Source organism: Mesorhizobium prunaredense (genome assembly GCF_900156895.1).
Taxonomy (GTDB): domain Bacteria; phylum Pseudomonadota; class Alphaproteobacteria; order Rhizobiales; family Rhizobiaceae; genus Mesorhizobium; species Mesorhizobium prunaredense.
Genome location: NZ_FTPD01000067.1, coordinates 219,871 through 241,378, shown reverse-complemented (window position 1 = coordinate 241,378; position 21,508 = coordinate 219,871). Strand labels below are relative to the sequence as shown.

Sequence of the window (21,508 nt, the reverse complement as noted above, 5' to 3'; positions counted from 1 at the left end):
ACCTCGTTGCTGGCGGTCACCGTCATCTTGCCAGGGCTCCCCCGCTTTGCCCGAAATAATGCACCCTGCCCGGCTCGCAGGATATCGCCACCATGGCATCCGGCCTGATATCCGGCTGGCCGCGCAGCAGCGCCCTCAGGCGCGCCTGCCCGGCGGCGAGTGTCACGACGGTATAGCCGCCAAGCGGCTCAACCTCGAACACTCGCGCCGGGCGGCCCGCGCGCCCATCCGATGTTCCATCCCGATCCGGCCAGGGCCGGACCTTGATGTCTTCAGGCCTGAGCCCGATCTCGACGGCATCGGCCGGCGCGGCCTTGTCCGCGATACGGATCGCGCCTTCCGCCGCCTCGACGCCGCCGTCGCCGCGCACCGACTTCAAGATATTCATCATCGGCGAGCCGAGCAGTCGCGCCACGTAAGTACTTGCCGGCCGGTCATAAATCTCGGCCGGCGCGCCGATCTGCCTGATGCTGCCGTTTTCCAGAATGGCGATGCCGTCGGCGACCGACATCGCCTCTTCCTGGTCGTGCGTGACATAGATCAGCGTCTTGCCGAGTTCGCGCTGGATGCGCTTCAGCTCGACGCGCGTCTCCTCGCGCAGCCTGGCGTCGAGCGCCGAGATCGGATCGTCCATCAGGTAGGCATTGGGATCGCGCACCAGCGCACGGGCAATCGCCACGCGCTGCCGCTCGCCGCCCGAAAGCTGCGCCGGCGGCTTATGCAGGATGTGGCCGATATGCAGCTTGGCCGCGACGTCTGCGACACGCTTTTCGATATCGGCCTCGGCGATCCGGCGCTCGACCAGGGGAAAGCGGACATTGTCGCGCGCGCTCATATGCGGAAACAGCGCAAGGTTCTGGAACACCATGGCGACATTGCGCTCGGCTGGCGACACCGTATTGACCGGCCGGCCGCCGATCAGGATCTCGCCGGTGTCGGGGGTTTCCAGTCCGAGAACCAGGCGCAGTATCGTCGATTTTCCGGATAGCGGCGGGCCGAAGAAGCAGAAGAACTCATTGTCGTTGACAGTGAACGAGGCGTCGTCGACGACGAGCGTGTCGCCATAGCGTTTCGTCACATTGCGAAAGACGATATCGGCCATGGTCTCAGCCAGCTCCACTGGTTGCGGACAGACTGTCAACCTTGGCGCTGCCCCTCATCCCCCTGCCGGGACCTTCTCCCCGTATAGAGACCGGGAGAAGGGTGAAGCTCCAACGCCGGCGCCCCCCTCTCCCCGTCACTATACGGGGAGAGGGTAAGGGTGAGGGGCGGCGCCGACGTAGAGATATTTGCACGAGCATCTCAGCCTCCCGCCTTGATGGCGCGACCAGTGCCAGCGTCGAAGACGCGCACCGAATGCACGGCCGGAGCGACAACCGCTGTCAGCCCGATCGCCAGCCCGACATCATTGTCGAACACCGCCTTCACCGCGCTCTCGCCCTGGCCGAGATGGACGATGGTGCGCGCACCGATGCGCTCGACGAAGGTTACCGGCAGCGAAAGCCCGCGGCCACCTTCGGCCAGCGTGACCTGCTCCGGTCGGAAGCCGTAAAGCACGTCGCCCGGGGCGCCACGCACCGCGTCAGCGATCTCGGCCGGCAGCGGCGGCGTGACACCGAGCGGGCCGAGGTCGATGACCAGGCCCCGGTCGCTTTCCGCCGGCCTTCCCCTCAGCAGGTTCATGCCCGGTGCACCGATGAAGCGGGCGACGAAAACGTTGGCCGGATTGTTGTAGACCTCTAGTGGGGTGCCGACCTGCTGCAGCACGCCGTGGTCCATCACCGCGATGCGGTCGGCCATGGTCATCGCTTCGAGCTGGTCGTGGGTGACGTAGACCATGGTCTGCCGGAACTGCCGCTGCAGCTGCTTCAATTCGGTCCGCATCACCGCCCGGAACGCCGCATCGACATTGGACAGCGGCTCGTCGAGCAGGAAGATCGCCGGCTCCATGATCGCCGAGCGGCCGATCGCCACGCGCTGCAGTATGTTGACCGACAGCCGGTCGGCCTTGCGGTCGAGCAGCGGCGTCAGCTGCAGCATCTCGGCAATGGCGCCGACGCGGCGGTCGATCTCGGCTTTTGGCGCGCCGCGCATTTTCGGGCCGTAGGCGAGGTTCTGCCGCACGCTCATATGGCTGAAGATCGCGTAGTTCTGGAAGACGAAGCCGACGCCACGCCGCGCCATCGGCACGCCTTCCATGTCGCGCTCGCCGAACAGGATCTTGCCGCTGGTCGGCTCTTCCATGCCGGCGATCATGTTCATCGTCGTCGACTTGCCGCAGCCCGACGGCCCAAGCAGCGCCATGAACTCGCCGTCGGCGATGGCAAGATCCATCGTCTTCAAGGCGGTGAAGTCGCTGAACTTCTTGACCAGGTTCTGCAGGTGGATGGCGCTCATGCCGACACCTCGCGCGCCCGCGCCATGCGCTTCATGGCAAACACAGCGGCGATGGACAGCACGATCAGGATGGCCAGCGCGATCGCCGCGACATAGCCCCAGATCAGGTCCTGGGTGGTGAGCTTGTAGATATAGACGGAGATGGTCTCGGTGGCGACGCCGGGGCCGCCACCGGTCATGATGTAGAGCGTGTCGAAGATCTTGAAGTTCTCGATCACCCGGATCGCCAGGGCGATGATGATGATCGTCTTCATCTTCGGCAGCACGATGGTGACGAAGCGCTGCCAGGGATTGGCGCCGAGCAGCGTCGCCGCCTTGATCTGGTCTTCGGGCACGCCGACCAGGCCGGCAAGCAGGATGAGGAACATCAGCGGCGTCCACTGCCAGATATCGGCGAGCATGACGGCGATGAGCGCCAGCGTCGGGTCCGACAACCAGGCGATGGTGACGGGGAAGCCTGATAGCGCCGACAGGATGTCGTTGACCGGGCCGCCCGACTGGAACAGCATGAAGAACATGTAGCCGGCCACCGCCGGCACCACCATCATCGGCATCAGCAGGATCGAGTAGAATATCCGCTTGCCCGGGAACTCGTCGGCAAACAGCGTGGCGAGCGCCAGGCCGAGCAGGAATTCCGCCGGCACGCAGACGATCATGACGATGGCCGTGCGCTTCAACGCGCTCCAGAAGCGAGCGTCGGCGGCAAGGTCGGTATAGTTGGCAAAATTGTTCCACAGCGACCAGGCGCTCCACCAGCCGAGGCCCGACAGCGGCGACCAGTCGGTCAGGCTGATATAGAGCTGCATCAACAGCGGGAAGAGCGCGATGAACAGCACCAGTATCTGCGCCGGCAAGGTCAGCCGGAAACCGAGCTTTGCCCCTTCGTCACGCAAAGCCGGCTTTGCCTGGGCCGGGTGGCTGTTGTCTTCCGGGATGGGGGCCTGCTCCGAAATTGCGGCAGTCGCGGCGCTCATTGCTTGAGCGCCCCGAAGGTCAGCCCACGCACCAGATGACGCTGGATGGCGATGCCCATGATCACAGGCGGCACCGCGGCGATCAGTCCGAGCGCCGCCTTGGCGCCATAGAGCTGTCCGGTCATCGAGGAGGACAGCGAGGCCATGTAGACTGGGACCGTCACCCATTCGCGCGTCGTCAGAAGCAGCGCGATCAGATAGTCCGACCAGTTGAGGATGAAGACGAACAGCGCTGCACTGGCCAGCGGCGCGCGCATCATCGGCAGCGTGATGCGGGTGAAGACGCGCAGCCGCGAGCAGCCCTCGACCAGTGCCGCTTCTTCGATCTCGCGCGGCATGTCGTCGAAGAAGGTCTTCATCAGCCAGAACGCAAAGGGCAGCGTGACGATGCCGTAGATCAGCGACAGCCCCCACCAGCTGTCAGTGAAGTTGAGGAAGGCCCACATGATCATCACCGGCGTCATCACCGCCATCGGCGGAAACAGGCGAAGCTGGATCAGCGCCAGCGGCAGGTTCTGGCCCGAGCCGAAGCGCGACAGCCCGTAGGCCGCCGCGGTGCCCGCCGACATGGCGATCGCCGTTCCGAAGGTGGCCGACAGCAGCGACGACAGGATCGGCTTCAGGGCGGTGCGATCGACCGCGACGATGAGGTTGTTGGTCGATTCACCGAAGACGAAGCGGAAATTGCTGAGCGTCGGATCCTTCGGCCACCAGGTCAGTTCGGCGCCGGTCGCCGACCATTCGGCGATCGGCTTGAAGGCCATCGACACCATCCACAGGATCGGCACCAGCGTCACCGCAATGGCCGCAAGGATCGCTGCATAGCGGAATATTTCGAAGGGAACGGAACGCTTCATCTTGCAGCTTTGCTGGTCCATCGTTTGCGGAGGCGAAGCGCAAACTCCTCGCCTCCATTCGGATCCTGGGAGGAGGATCAGCTGACCGGATCGAGAACGGTGGGCCAGGCCTCCTTGTTGGTCTTGATGGCTTCGAGAAGCTTCTCCTCGCCGGTGCGGCGGGCGATCTTCTTCCATTCCGCCTCAGTGTCGGCCATCGCCTGCTCGGCGGTCTTGGCCTTGGTCAGCGCAGCGACGAGGTTCTCGTCCAGCGCGTTGTGGAAGGCGGTGGCGCCGGGATAGTTGATGGTCGGCACGGTGCGGGCGACCGTCTCGCGCACCACATCCATGTGGTAGGCGTGATAGGTCTGGCGGACCAGCGGGTCGGAAAAATCCGACAGCCGGAACGGATCGAAATAGCCACCCGGATTGGCGGTCATCCAGGCATAGATGCGGCTTGATCCCAGCCACTGCAGGAACAGGTAGCAGGCCTCCGGATTCTTGGCCTGCGACGAGACCGAGGCCGACAGATTGAGCCACAGCACCGAGCGGCTGATCAACTTGCCGTCGATCTCGCGGCCGGGCGGCAGCATCGAGCCGATCTTGCCGGTGACAGCTGAATCCTTGTTGCCGGCATTGTCCAAAAATTTCGGCAGGTTGGAGAAGGCGCAGGTCATCGCGGCGCCGCCCTTGGCAAAATTGCCGTACTGCTCCGGCCAGCCCCACGAGATCGCATCCGGCGAATGATGGGCCAGCGAGGCGATGTACTCGTTAACAGCGGCAATGCCTTGCTGCGAATTGATCAGCGGCCTGCCGGTATCGTCGAACAGGAACTGATTAGGCGAAGCCATTGAAACATAACGCTGATACCAGTTGGTGTAGCCCCAGCCCTGGTTGCGCAGATCGGTCGAGCCGAACAGACCCTTGTCCGGGCGCTGGAAGAACGCCGCGATCTCGTCATGCTGTTTCCAGGTCTTCGGCGGCGCCAGCTCGTAGCCATGCTTGTCGGAGAAGGCTTTCATCTCGGCCGCGTCGCCGAACAGATCGGTGCGATACACCCAGGTCTGGAAATCGCCGTCCAGCGACACGCCATAGGTCGAGCCGCGATACTGGTTGAGCAGCGAGACGCCCTTGGCGCCGTCAACATAGCCGCGCTCGGGGTCGTCCCATTCCGGCTTGTACTGGGCGACGAAGTCGTCGAGCTTCAGGATGCCGCCGGTTTCGGCGAGATCGCCGAGACGGTTCCATTCCACCGCGTAGATGTCATAGGCCCCACCCTTGGTGGAGATGTCCTGCATCGTCTTGGTGAATTCCTGGCCGTTCGGCACGCCGACGATCTCGAGCGGAATGCCGGTTTCTTTCTCCCACAGATCCTTGATAGAGGGCGCGCCGGCGGGAAATGGCTGCGTCATCTGGCCGATCGAGCCGTCGGACAGGCCAAGCACGATCTTGGCCGGCGCCTTGCCGGCCCCCTTCATCGCCTTGGCCGCCTCGATGGCGCGGCCTTCCGGTGTGTCGGCGCCATACTGATAGCGCTCCGATCCGTCGAAACCGGTCGGGCCGCCGATCATGCCCGGCGCCAGCGCATCGGCCGCATAGGCGCGGCTGGGGCGGATGAATTTCGGCGCGATACCTGCGGCGGCAACAAGCACTGCCGCCTTTCCACCGGACGCCAGCAGACGGCGCCGCGACATGCGGATCATATCAGACATTGGAACTCCTCCCTCGGGACCTTGTTCCTCCACGGCCCTCGTGATGGATATTGACGGCACCAGGGAAGGCTGTCAACATCATAAATAATCAAAATACATCATAACATCGCAAATGGAGGAAAAATGCGGTCGATCAGGATCACCCCATTGCACTCGCTGCTGGATTTTGAGGGGCTTAAATTTGAGGGCATCGTGCGCAGCACCGACCGTTTTCGGCGCGGCTCGACGATTTGGTGTAGCGCCGGCTTGCGCATCGGCTAAGGCCCTATACATCATTTCCCATCAGAATCGCGGATGACATGAGCCCGTCGTCCGGCATTCGAACCGTTGAACGCGCGATTTTGATGCGCCGTAGCGCGCAAGCAATGAGGTGATCGACTGTGCGGTCCACCCTGACAGACATAGCCCGGGAAGCCGGCGTTTCAGCCGCGACGGTCGATCGTGTGCTCAACAACCGCGCCGGGGTCAGGGCGCGCACCCGCGAGGTCGTGCTGGAGACGGCGCAGCGGCTTGGCTACATCGCTGAAAATTCGAACAGCCCGATCACGCGCAACGCGCTGTCCGGTGATGTGATACGGCTCGACTTCGCCCTGCCCGCCGGCACCAATTCGTTCATCAAGATGCTGCACCGGCACATCGAGGCGCAGGCGCAATCGCGGCCAGACCTCGATGTTCGCGTCGCCACGATCGAAGGCTTCAATCCCGACCGGCTTGCCCGCCTGCTGCAGGAATTGCGCGGCCAGACGCAGGGCGTCGGCGTCATCGCGCTCGATCACCCGACGGTCCGCGAGGCGATCCGCTCGCTGTCGGCCAGCGGCGTCAAGGTCGTCACCATCGCGTCCGACATCCTGCATGTGCCGAGGGTCGCCTATATCGGCATCGATAACCGCGCCGCCGGCCGGCTCGCCGGCTACCTGCTGAACCGCTTCATGGGCGCTGAGCGTCCGGGCAAGGTCGCGTTGTTCGCCGGCTCGCTCTCCTACCGAGGCCATGAGGAACGTGAGATGGGGTTCCGCCACATATTGACGGAAGAATCGCCCAATCTGCAGATCGTCGAGATGCGCGAGATGCTCGACGACCGGGAAAAGGCCTATGCGGAGGCCTCCGCCCTGCTGGACAGGCATCCGGACCTGGCCGCGATCTACAATGTCGGCGCCGGCAACACCGGCATCGCCCGCGCGCTCAAGGAGCGGGGGCGAGCGCTGTCGACCGTGTTTCTCGGCCATGAGGTGACCGAAGGCACCAAGGAGCTTTTGCTCGACGGCACGCTCGATGCGGTCATCGACCAGAACCCGCGCGTCGAGGCCCGCGAAGCGCTCAACACCTTGACCCACGCGATCAGGGGCTTGCCCTACGAACTGCACCAGCCAAGGCTGCAGGTGATCTTCAGGGAAAGTATTCCGGAGATCTGAACGGAAGCTCCCGGGATTAAGAGAGGCCGCGCCAGCAAGCGCGGGCTGTGGCGCTGCGGCGATCAGGCTAATCTTGAGTTCGATGCCGTGCGGGCTATTGTCTTCGGGGACGAGGAGGACCGGGATCGCCTCCGCATGCCAAACGGTTCGGCCTTCGGGCGGTTCGCGGCGGAAGCGGCTGCCGCCAGGATCGTTCGCGAACACTGGCGCGGCACGGTCGGGCTTGGCCGCGACGAGACGCTGGCGGCGGCCTATTGGCGGCGGGGCGCGGCAGGACTGACGGCCGGCTAGATCCTGCTCACCATCGCCCGGTCACCCTCGCCGAGGCCGATCGCGATCCGGTCGCCGGAGACAATACCCGATATGTCGCAGACGACCAGCGGCATGCTGATTTCGTAGAGGAACTCGGCGACGATAGCACCGACGGCCAGGATCGGGTCGGGCCACTCCAGGATGATGCCGGCCGGCGCCGTGCCCCGGCGGATCGCCTCCGCCAGAACCGACGACGAGGACGACGACCCCCGCCCGGATGCCATCACCAGGATCTTGCCGGCGACGTTGCCGCCCGGATGCGAACGGTCGATGATGTCGCCCGTTTCGGCATCGACACCGCCCCAGAAGCTGAGCGCATGCGACAGCACCAGCGCCGATCCTTGCGCCTCGCCGGCAAGCTGGAACGTGCCAACTCTGTTCAGCGCTCGACTGTCCTGTTCGCTCATCGCGCGCCTCGCACGACGTGCCCGGCAGCGGCCGAGCGAACGCAGTCTTCCAGGTCGCCGAAGGCCACCGACACGCCGATATTGCCGGGCGCGTAATGTGCCCATTTGCCGGAATTGGTCATCACCACGCCGTCGAGACGCGCGAGCACCGAGGTGACATAGGTGCAGGTATCCGTAACCGGAATGAGGTTGAGCTTTTCCGCATCGTGCAGTTCGCCCTCGTCCTGCAATCTCTTCAAAGTGGCGCGCCCGGTGTTGACGTAGATCGGGATGCCCCTGCCCGGCGCCACCTCGCGCAGCATAGGCAGCAGGCGCGTCCACTCGTCATGGGAGAAATGCGGCGTGCCGAGCGATACGGCCGCAAGCGGCGCTCCCTCGGGGACGCTCGACAGTTTTGCCAGCGCCTGGTCGATGTCGGCGCGACAGATCCGGATGGTCGCCTCCGGCGCCATGCCGCGAAATGCCTCGTCGAGCGACCTTGCTTCCGGCGTGATGCCGACCGCATGAAACAGCGCCACCGCACCCGTCGTTGCCGCCGCCGCGCCAAGCGCCTTCAGCTGATCCTCGTCGCGCGGCTGCGGCAGGCCCGATATGACCGGAATGCGGTCGCCACTCCTTTGCCCGACAATAAGCCCGACGCCGACGAACAGGGCATCGGCAGGCTCGAAAGAACCGGTCAGCTCGAACAGGAGCTGGCCGCGCCGGTTTTCGCTGAGATGCAGTCCCCAGGCTGGCGCGCGCCCGGTCATTGCGCAGCACAGATCGATGAAATCGCCATAGCGATTGGTCCGCGCCCCGATCACCGAATTGGCAAAGACGATGGCGTTGGACTCGCCCCAGGCGATCTGCTCGCCGAAAGCCGGCCGGAACCGCGTCTGATAGGGCGCGCAGGTGAAGGTCGCCTGGCAGCCGAGCTCCAGATGCGCCTTCATCAGCCGCCGCGCCGGCACTTCTTGTGCGGCCGGCATCTTCACCAGCCCGGGATGGATGAGGTCGAAGGAACCGACATTCAGTGTCGTCGGCACCCGAACACGGCCGCCGCCCTCGACCAGCCTTTCGACGAAATCGAGGCTGGCCTGGCCGTGATAAAGGCAGCCGTCGATATGCGCGCCGGCAATGTCCAACAACTGGCGCGCGCCGACTGCGTTGGAAAAGGCGACCAGTATTTTCATGGCGGCGGCCACGGCCCGGCCGTGCTCGCCGTCGAGCATCGACTGGTCTTCGGCCGTCAATTTCAGCATCATCGGCATGCTCCGGCGCCCCATTTTGCTCGACAGACAGCGGGACAGGTGGGACGGATCGCCAGCTTTTATTAGCCCGCCGCGATCAGCACCGTGCTCTCCGGCGACCAGCGCAGCACCACTTCTTGCCCCTCCGCCAACCTTTCAACGCCTGTGTTCTGCACGATGACCTTGAGCGTTTGCCCGTCGCGATCGACGAAATAGGTACTGTTGCTGCCGGCGAAGATGCGCTTGGAAACCTGGCCCCGGAGCAAATTGGCGTTCGGATCAGGCGTCCCTGAATCGGTAGCGATGCGGATGCGTTCGGGCCGCACCGCGCAGCTGGCCTTGGTGCCGGCGGCGAGCGTCGCGCCCGCGCCGGCGGCGATCGCCGTGCCATCGGGCAGCCTAATGCCGGCGCCGGTGGTCTCGCCGCGAAAAATGTTGGCGTCGCCGAGGAAGGTGGCGGCGAACTCGCTCTTCGGCCTGTCGTAGATCTCCTCCGGCGGTCCTTCCTGCACCAGCCGACCGTCGCGCAGGATGCCGATGCGGTCGCTCATCGTCAGCGCTTCTTCCTGGTCGTGGGTAACGAAGATGGTGGTGATGCCGATCTCGCGCTGGATGCGTTTCAGCTCGATCTGCATGTCGACGCGCAGCGCCTTGTCGAGCGCCCCCAGCGGCTCGTCGAGCAAAAGCACGCGCGGCTTGGTGACGATGGCGCGCGCCAGCGCGACGCGCTGGCGCTGGCCGCCGGACAGCTGGTGCGGGCGGCGGCCGCCGAGCTTGCCGAGCTGCACCAGGTCGAGCGCGCGCTGCACCTCGCCGGCTATCGTTGCCTTGGCTTGCCGGCGCACCGAAAGACCGAAGCCGACATTGTCGGCGACGCTCATATTGGGAAACAGCGCATAGTTCTGGAACACCATGCCGATGCGCCGCTTCTCGACCGGCACCCGCTCGACGCCCTCGCCGCCGATCGCGATGCGGCCGGAGTCGGGGAAATCGAAGCCGGCGATCTGGCGCAAGAGCGTGGTCTTGCCGCTGCCCGACGGCCCGAGCAGCGCATAAAAACCACCGTCGGCGAAATCGATCGAGACGTCGTCCAGCGCCTTGTGCGCGCCGAAGCTGCGCGACAAATTCGCTACCTGCACGCCGGCCATTATTTCTCTCCGCCGAATTTGAAGAACCGTGCCGTAAGCAGCATCAGCGCCATCGAGACGACGATGATGATCGTCGAGACGGCATTGATCTCCGGCGTGAAACCCTTGCGGATCGCGGCGTAGATCTCGACCGGCAACGTCGTCTGGCCCGGCGTCGACAGGAAGTAGGACACCACGAACTGGTCGAACGACACGGCAAAGGCGAACAGCCCGCCGGCGATGACGCCCGGCATGATCCAGGGCAGCGTCACCCGCGAAGTCACCTGCCACTGGTTGGCGCCCAGCGATCGCGCCGCTTCCTCAAGCTCCGGCGCAAAGGTCTGCAGCCGGGCCGAGACGACGACGATGACATAGGGCAGCGCCAGCGCGACATGGCCGAGCAGGATCGCGAACAGCCCTCGCCCGATGCCGACGCCGAAGAAGAAGATCAGCATCGCCGTGCCGGTGATCAGCCACGGAATGGCGATCGGCGGAAACAGCAGCGCTTGCAGAACTTTCTTGCCGCGAAATTCATGGCGATAGAGCGCCAGCGATGCCGCCGAGCCGAGCACCGTGGCGATGATGGTGCTGATGATGGCGATCTTTATGCTGTTCCAGGTGGCCGAGATCAGCTGGTCGTTCTGCCACAGCGACGCGTACCACTCCGTCGTCCATTCGAACGGCAACTGGTAGAAGGGCGAGACGTTGAACGACATCAGCGCCATGATGATGATCGGCAGGTAGAGGAAGGCGAGCAGCAGCCAGATGTAGAGGCGCCCACACCATTCCAGGAAACGCGTCGTCGCCATCACGCAGCCCTCCGCAACACCGGCGACGCCAATGCCAGGATGACCAGCACGACGGCCAGCAGGATGAAGGACAGCGCTGCACCAAGCGGCCAGTTGAACACGGCGACGAACTGGTCCTCGATGACCGTGCCGTAAAAAGTGCCGGTGCGGCCACCGAGGATACGCGGTTCCATGAAGGAGCCGACGACGGGAACGAAGATCAGCGCCGCTCCGGCGACCAGCCCCGGCATCGACAGCGGGATGATCACCCGTTTCAGCATCTGCAGCCGCGAGGCGCCGAGCGAGCGTCCTGCCTCGATCAGCGAATCGTCGATGGCCTGCAGCGTCAGGTAACAGGTCAGCACCATGTAGGGCACGTAGGAGTGCACCAGGCCAATGATGACGGCCGGATAGGAATACATCAGGTCGATGTTGATCTTGAACGGCAGCACGGCGTTGAGTGCGGTGTCGAGAATGCCGCCTTCGCGCAGCACCATCGCCCAGGAGAAGATGCGCACCAGGCCGTTCGACCAGAACGGCAGGATGACGAGCAGGAAGATCGCCTCGCGGCTGCGTCCCCTCAGCACCTTGGCCAGCACATAGGCCGCGGGATAGCCAATGACGACGCACCACAGCGTCACCTCGAGCCCGAGCCGGAGCGAGGCCAGCAGCAGCGTCCAGTAGAGGCCTTGCGAGAAGAAGGTGGCATAATTGTCCAGCGTGAACGACCACGCTTTGCCCGACAGCGGCAGTTCGGTCATGAAGGAGAAGAACACCATGGCCGACAGCGGCAAAAAGATCGCCACCGTCAGCCAGAGATAGGCGGGCAGGAGCAGGGGCAAAGCCGATCGCAATCCGCTCCTCGACCCGGTCGCGACCTGTCCTGCCATTTGCTCCTCCCCGAAAGTCGGCCGCTATTTCACCCAGCCGTTACTTCACCCAGCCGTTACTTCACATTGACCTTCAGTTCCTGCCACAGCGCCAGATAAGCCTCGCGCTGCGCATCGCTGATCGGCGCCTGGAACTGGATGCGCTTGGCGACATCGGGGTCGCCCATCACCTTGCGATTGAAGGCGTCTTCGGGAAGGGCGGCGACCGCCTTGGCGTTGGCCGACACCGGCGCGCCGACCTTGGTGACCCATTCGACGTAGAACTTCGGGTCGATCATGTAGTTGATGAAGGCCTCGGCGCCGGCGACGTTCTTGGCGCCGACCGGGATGGAGAAGGCGTCGAGCCAGGCGACGGCGCCTTCCCCGGGGATGACCAGCGAAACCGGCAGCTTGAAATGCGTCTTGGCGCGGTCGGCCGATCCGCTCCAATAAGTGCCGATGTCGATCTGATTGGAGGCGACCATCTGGTTCCAGTCGTTTTCCGAGCTCCAGAACGTCTTGATCTGCGGCATCAGCGAGGTCAGCTTCGCCTTGACCGCCTCCATATCCCTTACATCGTTGATGTTTTGGCCGGTGGCGATGGCGCCGAACTGGACCGCTTCGACGGCATCGTCGCGAATGGTGACGCGGCCCTTATGCGCCTCGTTCCACATCTCGGCGATGCTGGTCGGCGGCGTCTCGAAGGCTTTCTCGTTGATGGCGAGCGCAGTCAGCCCCCACACCCATGGCACGCCATGGACCTTGCCGTCGCGGACAAGCATCGGCGAACCCGCCTTGTCCGGGCTGATGTCGGCATAGTTGGGGATTTTCGAGACATCGATCGGCTGGATCAGTTTTTCCGCCATCGCCTGGTCGTTGAAGGCTGCGTTGATCATGACGACGTCGTAGAGGCCGGGATTGGTCCTCAGCTTGGTCAGCATTTCCTGTTCGGAATTGAAGAAGTCGTTGACGACCTTGTTGCCGGTCACCTTCTCGAAGGCGGCGATGGCCCAGGGCTCGTCGGCGCCGTAGCCCTTCCAGTTGAGCACATGCACTTCGGCGGCAGTGGCGGCCAGGGTGAGCACGGAGGTGAAGACGGCAGTCGCCGTCAGAAAAGCAGTCAGTTTGGGCATGCGCATGTTCGTTCCTCTCATTGTTTGCCCGGTTGGCGGGGCTTGTTACATCATTTAGGCTGTCAGAAATGGGCCTCTTGCTTCCGCCTCTGCACGGTCGTCGATCGATCGTCATGGCTGAGGAATGTCTGGATCTCCTCGTCGGTCGGCGCCGACGACCCGCCATGGCGGGTGACCGAGAGCGCCGCCGCCGCATTGGCATAGCCCGCCGCTGCGAAGGGCGGCACGCCGCGCGACAGCGCGCTGACGAAGGCGCCGATATGCGTGTCGCCGGCGCCGTTGGTATCGACGGCGGTGACGTTGAAACCTTGTATGGCCTTGGCGCCGCCATCCGCCAGCCGCACGAAGCAGCCTTTTGCCCCGGCGCGGATGACGACCCCCTCGGCGCTCGGGCAGTGGCTGGCCAGTAGCCGGGCAGCAACGGCCTCGACATCGCCGCGCCCGGCGATCTCGGCCGCTTCGACGGTGTTGCAGCTCGCCCAGTTCGTGCGCGCCAGCACCCGGTCGAGAATGGCGCGCGGAATCTCCGAGACGACAGGCGTCGGATCGAAGACCAGGGGAATCTCCGCCGGCAGCGCCTCGATCCAGTCGGCCAGCGCGTCGCGGCTGCCGGGATAGCTCAGCGTGTAGCCGGAGGCGAACACCCAATCCCCCGGCGCAATCCGGACAGGCGCCATCATGCCGAGGCTGAGCACACTCTCGGCGCCGGGCGATGACACGAAGGTGCGCTCCGCGTCGCTGCTGATCATGGCGACGCAATTGCCGCTGTCCATCACCGGCGATGGCGGGGTCAGCGTAGCGATCCCTTCGGCGGCAAAGGCGGCGCGCAGGAAGTCGCCATTCGGTCCACTGCCGAGCTGGCCGCCGAAGACGACCTTCATGCCGGTGCGGCTGGCCGCGACCATCATGTTGAAGCCGCCGCCGGCGACCTGGGCATAGCTTGATGCGGTCTTTTCGGTGCCGGGCTCAGGCAAGGCGTCGATATGGTAGACATAATCGACCACCGCGCTGCCGATATGGACGAGACGCCCGCTCATGTCAGGCTGAGCTCCGCTCATGTCAGGCTGAGCTCCGCTCATGCCGCCGCGTCCTTGCCGGAGCGGCTGCTTTTCGCCATCCGCGCCGCGACCAGGTCGGCGGCGAGCGCGCGCACCTGAGCCATGTCGAGGCCTTTAAGCCGGACGACGTGTTCCTGCGGCAATCGGCAAAAGCCGGCGCAGGCGCCTGCCATGCCGGCGGCAATGGCGCCGATCGTGTCGGTGTCGCCGCCGAGATTGGCGCTGATGACGGCCGCCCGCCAGGGATCGCCGCCGGCGATTTCCAGCACCGCGAAGGCCGCCGGAACCGATTCCTGGCTGGCGACGCCGGTGCCGACCAGGTCGACGATCAGCCGGATGCCGTCGGTGACAGCGTTGCCGCGAACCAGGCCCCTCGCCCAGTCGATGCGCGCGGCGATGTCGCCGCCGGTGGTCCAGTGACCGCGTTCCGCGCCCTGCCTGGCCGCCACGACCGCGCGATCCGAGGCGGCGGCCCAGTCGCCGCCGGCAACGCCACAGCTGACGGCGGCGGCAACGGCAGCCGCCGCGGCAATGGCTATCGAGGTGTTGTGCGTCGCCCGGCAGGTTTCCGCCACCTTGGCGACCAGCGCGTCGAGTGGCTCCAGCGGCATCATGATGCCGACCGGCGCGATGCGCATCGCCGCGCCATTGGTGTCGCCGCTGCGCCCCGCCTCCTCGGCCGGCACGCCGTCGTTGATGGCGTCGATGGCGCGCTTGGTCGAAGGTCCGAGCAGATCGTAGCTGCCGCGCGCCTTGACCTCGCGCTCCCAGTCGAGCAGCGCCTTGACCCAGCGCGTGTGGTCGAAGCCGTCGCCTGAAGCGACCAGGATGCGGCCGAGCAGCAGCGCCTGTTCGGTGTCGTCGGTGACAGTGCCGGCGGCCAGGCCCTTCGACACCGGATGGTCGGCGGCGGGCGCGACGAAATCCTCGACAGGACCGTAGAGCTCGCCGATGCGGGCCGGCGACAAAAGCTGCGTCGGCATGCCGAGGGCATCGCCCAGCGCCCCGCCGACAAGCGCACCCATCGCCCGGTCGATCGCCGCGCCCGTCTCCATTCTCAGCGTGTCCATGCTCAGAACTCCAGGTGAAGCGCGAAATGCGCCGGATTGAGCAGGCTGGTGACATATTCGATGGCGCGGCCGTCGGCGGCCCGCGTCAGGCGCCGCGTGCGCAGGAACGGCGCGCCGGGCGCGCAGTCGAGAATGGCCGCGTCCTCGGCGCTCAGCATCTCGAGATCGACCCATTCCTCGCCGTGATCGGGGACAAGCCCCGCCGCGCGCAGCGTCTGGTGCAGCGAGCCCTCGCGCAGGCCGCGCAGCGGCACGTCCTCCAGCTCGGGCGACAGCGGCAGGCGGCTGCGCTCGATCGAGATGGCATGGCCGTCATCGGCGCTGCTGCGCACCCGGTCGACGGCGATGAAGAACGGGCTTTCGACGCCGAGCCTGGCAGCGAGCTCGCCATCCTGCATGACTTCGAGCCGGAGCGTGCGCGTCTCGGCATTGGCGCCGGCATTGGCCAGCGCCCGCGACCAGCCGACGGCGTCGTCGACCGGCATGCCGTCGAAGGTGACGAACGAGCCGATGCCGACCTTGGTGGTGATCAGCCCGCGGCTCGACAGTTCCTCGAGACCCTTGCGGACGGTGTTGCGGCTGACGGAGAAGCGCTGGACGAGCTCGTTCTCGCTCTGCAGGCGGTCGCCGAAGCCGAGCACGCCGGAGCGGATCTCGTGCTCGAGGACGGTGGCGATCCGTTCGGGCTTGCCGGTTCCGGGAGACGACAGGGTCGTGCGACGCGCCATGGGATACCTGTCCAGTAAACCTGTATAGTCCTGTTCAATATCGTGACATGGCAGTCATGTCAACGGCTCGTGGCCAGCACGTTTTTGGGTTCCCGACATACCAGGCAAGATTGCTCTTCCTGATCACGACGGCCCCTTCCTGATCACGACGTCGCAGGCTGGAATTTTATGGGAACTTCACCACCCCCGAGCGGTTTTTCTGTGTAGTCGCGATGCGGCGACAACCGAAAAATGGAGACAAATGGAGGCAACTCATGCTTACGAAGTTACTCGCAGCGTCGGTGCTCGCCGCCGGCCTGGCCACGTCTGCGATGGCCCAGAGTACCCCCGACCCAGCCGACGCAGAGGCTGACATGGCTACCGGCAGCAACAGAAGCGTCGTCATCGACCCGGCTCCGACCGATCCGAACCTGGCCGATCGGGATGTGGTCGACCCCGGGATTACCGGTAGCATCATTGCGGGTCCCGACGGCACGAATTCGAATGCCGACCGGAACTGCCCGGCAGGCCCGCAGGGCGCGATGCCTGATGCAACGCACAAGTCTCCCGGCACGGTTTCACCGAACGTCAACGACAGGCAGTGCGGCCAGTAGCCGAGATCGATTTCGGGAACTCACGCTTTCGGCCGCGGGACAGAGCTTCGTTCCGCGGCCGAAGCGTTATTGTTCTAGTGGATAGAGTCTAACGCTTGGTGCCCGCGTCTGACGGCAGCGATGATCTTGTCGGGGTCGGCGGCGGAAACCACAGGGTAGCTTGGGCCAAAATTGATTTGACAGTAGGCCATCCCAAGCGCCGAGTCTTTTTGTGCGCATGCGCGCACGTTTTGACTAGGGAGGAAAACCCCATGGAAGAGATCAATCGTCGGTCTGCATTGACGATCGGTCTAGCGACAGCCGCCGCGACGCCTCTATTCGCTTTAGCGACGCCCGCGGGAGCCGCAGAGATCGTCCCGACATATGGCCCAAATGACGGTAAGGAGATTGCCCCCGGCGTTCGCATAGTGGAAGTAGGCACTTGGGACTCGGATATGACAGGCATCAAAAGTATTCTAGTGCTCGATGCAGTATTCCAACCTGGGGCTGCCGACAAAGAATCCGTCATGGACAACGACATGGTCTGTTTTATCACCGCTGGGGAGTTCACCATCAAGAAGACGAACCCCGATAAGGAATTTAACGTTAAGAAAGGTGAGTACTATACCTGCGGCAAAGGCAAAACGGACCATGCCACGAACATAAGCAAGGAAGTCGGGATCCACCGGATCTCCGTTCTGATACCTGCCTAAGCGTTTTAGAGGGCCGCCTACTGAGGTGGCCCTTCGCCCCTCCTAACGCATGTCTGGACAAGCCCATCGTCTCGCATGCGCACTCCCGGAAAGGATTCTTATGTTAGGCGGAAACCACTAGCTCGCTGAAGACTTGCCCCGCCGGGCAGCCTTTGGTGTGGTGTCCTTTGGCTTAGTGTCCTTGGGCTTGGCCTTGGCGGCGGCCGCCGGCTCCTTCGTTCGAGCCAGCTTGGCTTTCGGCCGGCTTTCCTCACCGTCGATCTCGGCGGCGGCCTGGTCCCAGTGCTGCTGATGCGCGCCGTCTGGCCGGCCGGCCTGTTCCCAGATCGCGTGAGCCCGCCGGCGAATGCGTTCCTGCCTGTTATCCGTCACAGTTGCCTCCTCGGCTCAAATCGGTGAGCGACAACTTCTAGCTGAATTTTCGACCGGCGTCTCGGGGGCTTCGGCCCAAATCGGGTGCCGAGTCGGGTCGGCCCAGATCGGACAGAACCGCAACGCCGAGGAGTGCCGCCTTTTTGGTGATCAGCCCCGCCAGATCCGCGTCAGAGCGCTCCGTTCCGGTTTGCTCACGCACGGCTGCAATCAACGCCTTCATCGACAACAGGGTAGTGCCCCGTTCAGCAAGCAGCTTGTCGACGGATGCGGCCACATTGCGTGACTCGACATGCGGCAACATGGGAGCTCCTTTCCGTCCGCCCCGAAGACGATCAACGGCCGGCTGCCTGCCGGCGAGCCGCCGCTCTTCCCGCGTCTTGCCGGTTCGGGAGAGCGGCGGGTGAAGGTCAGTCGATGACCTGCACGATCCTGCGGGTGCCGGGATCGACCAGCACGGTGCGATCGTCGACGACTACATATCTGTATTCGACGTCGGGAACCTCGTGAAGTTCAACCGTGTCGGGCAAAGTGGAACCGACGTTGAGTTCCACGCCCAGCAGGCTGATCGACGCCAGCGGGTGCCTCTCCACATATTGGCGGACGACCGTCTGCTGCTCGGGCGTGACAATCACCTGGTCTGCGGTGGCGACGCCGACACCGGCCAGCAGAGCCAGCCCGGCGGCGGCAGGAACAAGGTGGATTTTCATCGTCTTCTCCTGTCTGGTTTGCGGGCTCTGCCTTCCACGGGTGGCAATATTAGATCACAATCGGGACGGCGGGCCCTCTTTGGAAACGCTCACGCAACCTTCTTGTTCCGTGAGCGGCGGCTAATCGATCGCCGTATTGGCGCCGCTCTGGTGCGTTCCCGCGAGCCGCCGCATTGGCCCGCGTTCCTTTCGCAGGCACGCGGGCCGATCGGTTTTGCCCGATCAGCAGCGATACCGGAGGGGGGTGATATCGACTGCTTCGAGAACAACATTTAGCCATAACTAATGTTCCACCCTACGGCAAAAATCCCTGCCGGCGCCGGTACCGTCAGGCGCGAGACCGGCAATGCCCCCAATCTATGGTTTCGGCGGCTGCGGCGGCACCTCGCCGGGCTTGAGCACCGGTGTCCTGCCCTCGTCCGGCGGCGGTGCGGCCATGCCGCGATCACCGGTCGGCGGCGGCAGCAGCACGCCGTTGCAGGGGTCAAGCATTTCAGTCAGGCTGTCAGGCGGCGGCGGCTGCTGCTCGCCATTCTGCGGCTGGGCCTGGCAGTGGCCGGCAGGCGCCTGGTCTTGTGTCTCGTTATCCGTCTGGGCAGCAACCGGCGCCGCCAACGCCAGTGCGCCGAGCAGCGTGATTGGCAGGAATGCGAAAGGTTTCATGTCGAACTCCTCCGCGCGAACGATCGCCTCCTTGCCAAAGCAGGTTGGCGGCGATTGGTTCCCGCCGGCAGCAAGCCGCCCGGCTCCATCGCGCGGGCGCGGCATGTTGGGGAATCGTTAATCAGCGATCGCTACTATGGCGGAATGACCAAGAACCTCGGAAACGCCGAAAGAAGCGCCCCTAACGAGCCGGCAAGGAGCTCCGCTCTAAGCCGGCTGGCGCCAGCCTTGTTTCCCCTGGTGGTCGTCGCGCTTGGCTACCTGGTCGGCTGGCAGTTCTTCGGTTTCTAAAAGCGCTCTGTAGCGATCCTTCGCGCCCCCCTCTGTCCTGCCGGACATCTCCCCCACTTCGGGGGAGATTGGCCTTCATCACTGATTTCGCCAACCACCGACGTTGCAAAAAGGACGCTGTCTGCGAAGCTGCCGATCTCCCCCCAAGTGGGGGAGATGTCCGGCAGGACAGAGGGGGGCGCTGTCCAGGGCGCTGTCCCTCCGCGATCAAAGGTCCTGCACCGCAGTAGCGCTCTAAGGCCACTAGTCCGGGAAAAAGAACACCGGCTCGTCGCATCGGTGGACCCGACATTGACCGTCAAGCGTCCTGACATAGGCGGCGACAGGCACTTCGGGCCAGTCGCATTCATTGCCGTAACGGCGGACATAGCGGTCATAGGTGTTGCGGCCGGTGGTCAGCACCACCGCGCGCCGGCTCTGGATCAGAAACTGCGTCTGTTCGCATGTCATGGCGCGCGTATCCGGCCGGGCGTAAGCCATGCTTGTGGCGGCGATCAGGATCGCTGCGGCTATTGGGGCGATTGGGCGAGTTGGCATGCTGCATCCTCGGAAAGGTCGTGTCCAACGCGCAGCTTCGCCCGTGGTTCCGCGCCTTCACCCCACCTTTACCAGGATCTCTCGCAAGAGTGCTACTGCGGCGCTTTAGGACAGCCGCGATCACTCCTCCCTGCCCGGCTTGAACCGTCGGCTGCTTCTAGCACCAACCTCCAACGCTGGCGATTAGCCATACGCTACTACACCTTCGTCATCCTAGGGCGAAGCAAGGAGCGAAGCGACGCGGCGCGGCAGGTGTTTGATCCCGGACTTTAATGGCGCGTCATCGCAATCCGAGAACCGGTTCCTCGCATCGATGGACCCGACATTGACCGTCAAGCGTCCTGATGTAGGAGGTGACGGGCGCTTCGGGCCAGTCGCACTCATTGCCGTATTGGCGGACATATCGATCATAGGTGTTGCGGCCGGTGGACAGCACGACCGCGCGCCGGCTCTGGATCAGCTGCTGCGTCTGTTCGCATGTCATGGCGCGCGTATCCGGCCGGGCGTAAGCCATGCTTGTGGCGGCGATCAGCATCGCTGCGGCTATTGGGGCGATTGGGCGAGCTGGCATGCTGCATCCTCGCAAAGATCGTGCCTAACGCGCAGCTTCGCCCGTGGTTCCGCACCCTCACCCCCACCTTACCAGCATCTCTCGCAAGAGTGCTACTGCGGCGCAACAATGCATGTCGCGCAAAAGTGTGCAGCGGTTTTGCGATAACGACATGCATAAACAACAAACTAAAGCGCGTCGCATGAGGCCGGTCGAACGCGACGCGCTTTAAGACAGCCGCGAACTCACTCCTCCTTCTCCGGCCACTCCTCCTTCTCGGGCTTGAACCGCCTCACCACCACCTCGAAGACGATGTCCGAGATCCACATCGCCGAGACGCCGATGAGGAACGCCGCGGCCAGCGTCGTAGTGTCGTCGTTCGCTGGAATCGCCAGGCCGGTGGCGCGGAAATAATGCACCACTGGCAATGTCAGGTAGGCCGCCGCCAGCGCGCCGCAGATCGGCGACGCCAACATCTCGCGAACCTTGTAGCGGTGGCGCGACAAGGCTCGCAATATCCCGCCGGAAAGGCCGGCGACCACCACCGGCGCCTTGATGCCGAGCGCATCGAGAAGCTCCTGTATCATGGCTTCCACCCGCACCATCTGGCGCCCTTGCCGTTGTAGGCATTCATCTCGTCGAGCTCGGGCCGCGTCATGGCGGCGACGACGGCGGCGGACGCACGGCGCGGCTGGTTGTGGTCGCACCAGACCTGGCGCGCCGGCGAAACCGGCATTGCGCACCCAGCGAGCAGCAGGCCCCCGAGCAACAGGCCGAGCAGCAGCATCAGCGCTTTGCCCATCGCATCGCCTCCCGCCGTGCGGCTTCGTCCGGCAGATCGCGCGCCGCGCGCTCGGCATCGGTCGCCTCGCGGTCCATTTCGAGGCGCTCCTCGACGGCGGCGAGTTTTTCCGCCGCTCGCCTGGCCGCATCCTTGTTGGCCCGACCGCCGGCGACAAACAGGCCGATGCCGCCGACGAGCGCGGCTAAAATCGCCATGATCGTCGTGTTGCCGGCGAGTGCGCCCAGCATGGAAAGCACCGACATC

At 64.4% G+C, this 21,508-nt stretch carries 28 protein-coding genes; 5 read left to right on the top strand and 23 right to left on the bottom strand.

Annotated elements, in window-relative coordinates:
• Positions 1–22 precede the first annotated feature (22 nt).
• The 5 genes from BQ8794_RS30470 to BQ8794_RS30450 form a co-directional block, all read right to left on the bottom strand.
• Entirely contained in the window at positions 23–1,102 is a 1,080-nt protein-coding gene (locus tag BQ8794_RS30470) for an ABC transporter ATP-binding protein (protein ID WP_077382882.1), read from the bottom strand.
• 200 nt (positions 1,103–1,302) lie between these two features.
• A complete protein-coding gene (locus BQ8794_RS30465) occupies positions 1,303–2,397 on the bottom strand; it encodes an ABC transporter ATP-binding protein (protein ID WP_077382879.1) in 1,095 nt (364 codons plus the stop codon).
• A complete protein-coding gene (locus tag BQ8794_RS30460) occupies positions 2,394–3,371 on the bottom strand; it encodes a carbohydrate ABC transporter permease (RefSeq protein WP_244555169.1) in 978 nt (325 codons plus the stop codon). Before BQ8794_RS30460 ends, BQ8794_RS30465 begins: the two co-directional genes overlap by 4 nt.
• Positions 3,368–4,228, bottom strand: coding sequence for a carbohydrate ABC transporter permease (locus tag BQ8794_RS30455; protein ID WP_077383503.1), 861 nt, complete (start codon positions 4,226–4,228; stop codon positions 3,368–3,370). The genes BQ8794_RS30460 and BQ8794_RS30455 overlap by 4 nt, the downstream gene beginning before the upstream one ends.
• 77 nt (positions 4,229–4,305) lie before the next feature.
• The gene (locus BQ8794_RS30450; RefSeq protein ID WP_077382877.1) at positions 4,306–5,919 is read right to left on the bottom strand and encodes an extracellular solute-binding protein; all 1,614 of its coding nucleotides are present in this window, start codon (positions 5,917–5,919) and stop codon (positions 4,306–4,308) included.
• 123 nt (positions 5,920–6,042) lie between these two features.
• Here BQ8794_RS30450 and BQ8794_RS35875 point away from each other — a divergent pair, with 123 nt between their 5' ends.
• The 3 genes from BQ8794_RS35875 (at position 6,043) to BQ8794_RS35285 (ending at position 7,622) form a co-directional block, all read left to right on the top strand.
• On the top strand, positions 6,043–6,180 hold the full coding sequence (locus tag BQ8794_RS35875) for a hypothetical protein (protein ID WP_167378903.1): 138 nt from the start codon (positions 6,043–6,045) through the stop codon (positions 6,178–6,180).
• A 119-nt stretch (positions 6,181–6,299) separates the two neighbouring features.
• Entirely contained in the window at positions 6,300–7,331 is a 1,032-nt protein-coding gene (locus BQ8794_RS30445; protein ID WP_077382874.1) for a LacI family DNA-binding transcriptional regulator, read from the top strand.
• A gap of 135 nt (positions 7,332–7,466) precedes the next feature.
• A complete protein-coding gene (locus BQ8794_RS35285) occupies positions 7,467–7,622 on the top strand; it encodes a hypothetical protein (protein WP_244555168.1) in 156 nt (51 codons plus the stop codon).
• On the opposite strand, the gene BQ8794_RS30440 is transcribed toward BQ8794_RS35285, so the two are convergent.
• From BQ8794_RS30440 to BQ8794_RS30400, 9 genes are all read right to left on the bottom strand, one after another.
• The gene (locus tag BQ8794_RS30440; protein WP_077382872.1) at positions 7,619–8,050 is read right to left on the bottom strand and encodes an aconitase X swivel domain-containing protein; all 432 of its coding nucleotides are present in this window, start codon (positions 8,048–8,050) and stop codon (positions 7,619–7,621) included. The genes BQ8794_RS35285 and BQ8794_RS30440 overlap by 4 nt on opposite strands.
• Positions 8,047–9,294: an aconitase X gene (locus BQ8794_RS30435; RefSeq protein ID WP_077383501.1), complete on the bottom strand. Its 1,248-nt coding sequence runs from the start codon at positions 9,292–9,294 to the stop codon at positions 8,047–8,049. The genes BQ8794_RS30440 and BQ8794_RS30435 overlap by 4 nt, the downstream gene beginning before the upstream one ends.
• Positions 9,295–9,362: 68 nt before the next feature.
• The gene (locus tag BQ8794_RS30430) at positions 9,363–10,427 is read right to left on the bottom strand and encodes an ABC transporter ATP-binding protein (RefSeq protein WP_077382869.1); all 1,065 of its coding nucleotides are present in this window, start codon (positions 10,425–10,427) and stop codon (positions 9,363–9,365) included.
• Complete coding sequence (locus BQ8794_RS30425) at positions 10,427–11,215, bottom strand: ABC transporter permease (RefSeq protein WP_077382866.1); 789 nt, start codon at positions 11,213–11,215, stop codon at positions 10,427–10,429. The genes BQ8794_RS30430 and BQ8794_RS30425 overlap by 1 nt, the downstream gene beginning before the upstream one ends.
• On the bottom strand, positions 11,215–12,084 hold the full coding sequence (locus BQ8794_RS30420) for an ABC transporter permease (protein WP_077382863.1): 870 nt from the start codon (positions 12,082–12,084) through the stop codon (positions 11,215–11,217). Before BQ8794_RS30420 ends, BQ8794_RS30425 begins: the two co-directional genes overlap by 1 nt.
• Before the next feature lie 56 nt (positions 12,085–12,140).
• Positions 12,141–13,202 carry an ABC transporter substrate-binding protein gene (locus BQ8794_RS30415; RefSeq protein ID WP_077383500.1) on the bottom strand — a complete coding sequence of 354 codons (1,062 nt, stop codon included), beginning with the start codon at positions 13,200–13,202 and terminating at the stop codon, positions 12,141–12,143.
• Between the two features lie 56 nt (positions 13,203–13,258).
• Positions 13,259–14,233: a PfkB family carbohydrate kinase gene (locus BQ8794_RS30410; RefSeq protein ID WP_077382860.1), complete on the bottom strand. Its 975-nt coding sequence runs from the start codon at positions 14,231–14,233 to the stop codon at positions 13,259–13,261.
• A gap of 38 nt (positions 14,234–14,271) precedes the next feature.
• Positions 14,272–15,324: an ADP-ribosylglycohydrolase family protein gene (locus tag BQ8794_RS30405; protein WP_244555167.1), complete on the bottom strand. Its 1,053-nt coding sequence runs from the start codon at positions 15,322–15,324 to the stop codon at positions 14,272–14,274.
• Between the two features lie 2 nt (positions 15,325–15,326).
• The gene (locus tag BQ8794_RS30400) at positions 15,327–16,052 is read right to left on the bottom strand and encodes a GntR family transcriptional regulator (protein WP_077382857.1); all 726 of its coding nucleotides are present in this window, start codon (positions 16,050–16,052) and stop codon (positions 15,327–15,329) included.
• Between the two features lie 254 nt (positions 16,053–16,306).
• Between BQ8794_RS30400 and BQ8794_RS30395 the strand changes: the two genes are divergently transcribed.
• Both BQ8794_RS30395 and BQ8794_RS30390 read left to right on the top strand, forming a co-directional pair.
• A complete protein-coding gene (locus tag BQ8794_RS30395) occupies positions 16,307–16,645 on the top strand; it encodes a hypothetical protein (RefSeq protein WP_077383497.1) in 339 nt (112 codons plus the stop codon).
• Between the two features lie 251 nt (positions 16,646–16,896).
• A complete protein-coding gene (locus tag BQ8794_RS30390; protein WP_077382854.1) occupies positions 16,897–17,337 on the top strand; it encodes a hypothetical protein in 441 nt (146 codons plus the stop codon).
• Between the two features lie 117 nt (positions 17,338–17,454).
• Here BQ8794_RS30390 and BQ8794_RS30385 read toward each other — a convergent pair whose 3' ends face one another.
• From BQ8794_RS30385 to BQ8794_RS30340, 9 genes are all read right to left on the bottom strand, one after another.
• Entirely contained in the window at positions 17,455–17,709 is a 255-nt protein-coding gene (locus BQ8794_RS30385; RefSeq protein ID WP_077382851.1) for a DUF2934 domain-containing protein, read from the bottom strand.
• Positions 17,710–17,746: 37 nt separating this feature from the next.
• Complete coding sequence (locus tag BQ8794_RS30380) at positions 17,747–18,013, bottom strand: hypothetical protein (protein WP_244555166.1); 267 nt, start codon at positions 18,011–18,013, stop codon at positions 17,747–17,749.
• Between the two features lie 106 nt (positions 18,014–18,119).
• The gene (locus BQ8794_RS30375) at positions 18,120–18,419 is read right to left on the bottom strand and encodes a DUF1236 domain-containing protein (RefSeq protein WP_077382848.1); all 300 of its coding nucleotides are present in this window, start codon (positions 18,417–18,419) and stop codon (positions 18,120–18,122) included.
• 357 nt (positions 18,420–18,776) lie between these two features.
• Positions 18,777–19,082 (bottom strand): hypothetical protein, encoded by a 306-nt coding sequence (locus BQ8794_RS30370; RefSeq protein WP_077383495.1) that lies wholly within the window; start codon positions 19,080–19,082, stop codon positions 18,777–18,779.
• Between the two features lie 534 nt (positions 19,083–19,616).
• The gene (locus tag BQ8794_RS30360; RefSeq protein ID WP_077382842.1) at positions 19,617–19,910 is read right to left on the bottom strand and encodes a hypothetical protein; all 294 of its coding nucleotides are present in this window, start codon (positions 19,908–19,910) and stop codon (positions 19,617–19,619) included.
• A gap of 280 nt (positions 19,911–20,190) precedes the next feature.
• The gene (locus BQ8794_RS30355; RefSeq protein WP_077382839.1) at positions 20,191–20,481 is read right to left on the bottom strand and encodes a hypothetical protein; all 291 of its coding nucleotides are present in this window, start codon (positions 20,479–20,481) and stop codon (positions 20,191–20,193) included.
• A 224-nt stretch (positions 20,482–20,705) separates the two neighbouring features.
• Positions 20,706–21,065, bottom strand: a complete 360-nt coding sequence (locus BQ8794_RS30350) for a hypothetical protein (RefSeq protein WP_167378902.1) — start codon at positions 21,063–21,065, stop codon at positions 20,706–20,708.
• Entirely contained in the window at positions 21,044–21,262 is a 219-nt protein-coding gene (locus BQ8794_RS30345; protein WP_077382836.1) for a hypothetical protein, read from the bottom strand. Before BQ8794_RS30345 ends, BQ8794_RS30350 begins: the two co-directional genes overlap by 22 nt.
• Positions 21,247–21,507, bottom strand: a complete 261-nt coding sequence (locus tag BQ8794_RS30340; protein ID WP_077382833.1) for a hypothetical protein — start codon at positions 21,505–21,507, stop codon at positions 21,247–21,249. The genes BQ8794_RS30345 and BQ8794_RS30340 overlap by 16 nt, the downstream gene beginning before the upstream one ends.
• Position 21,508: the final 1 nt, after the last annotated feature.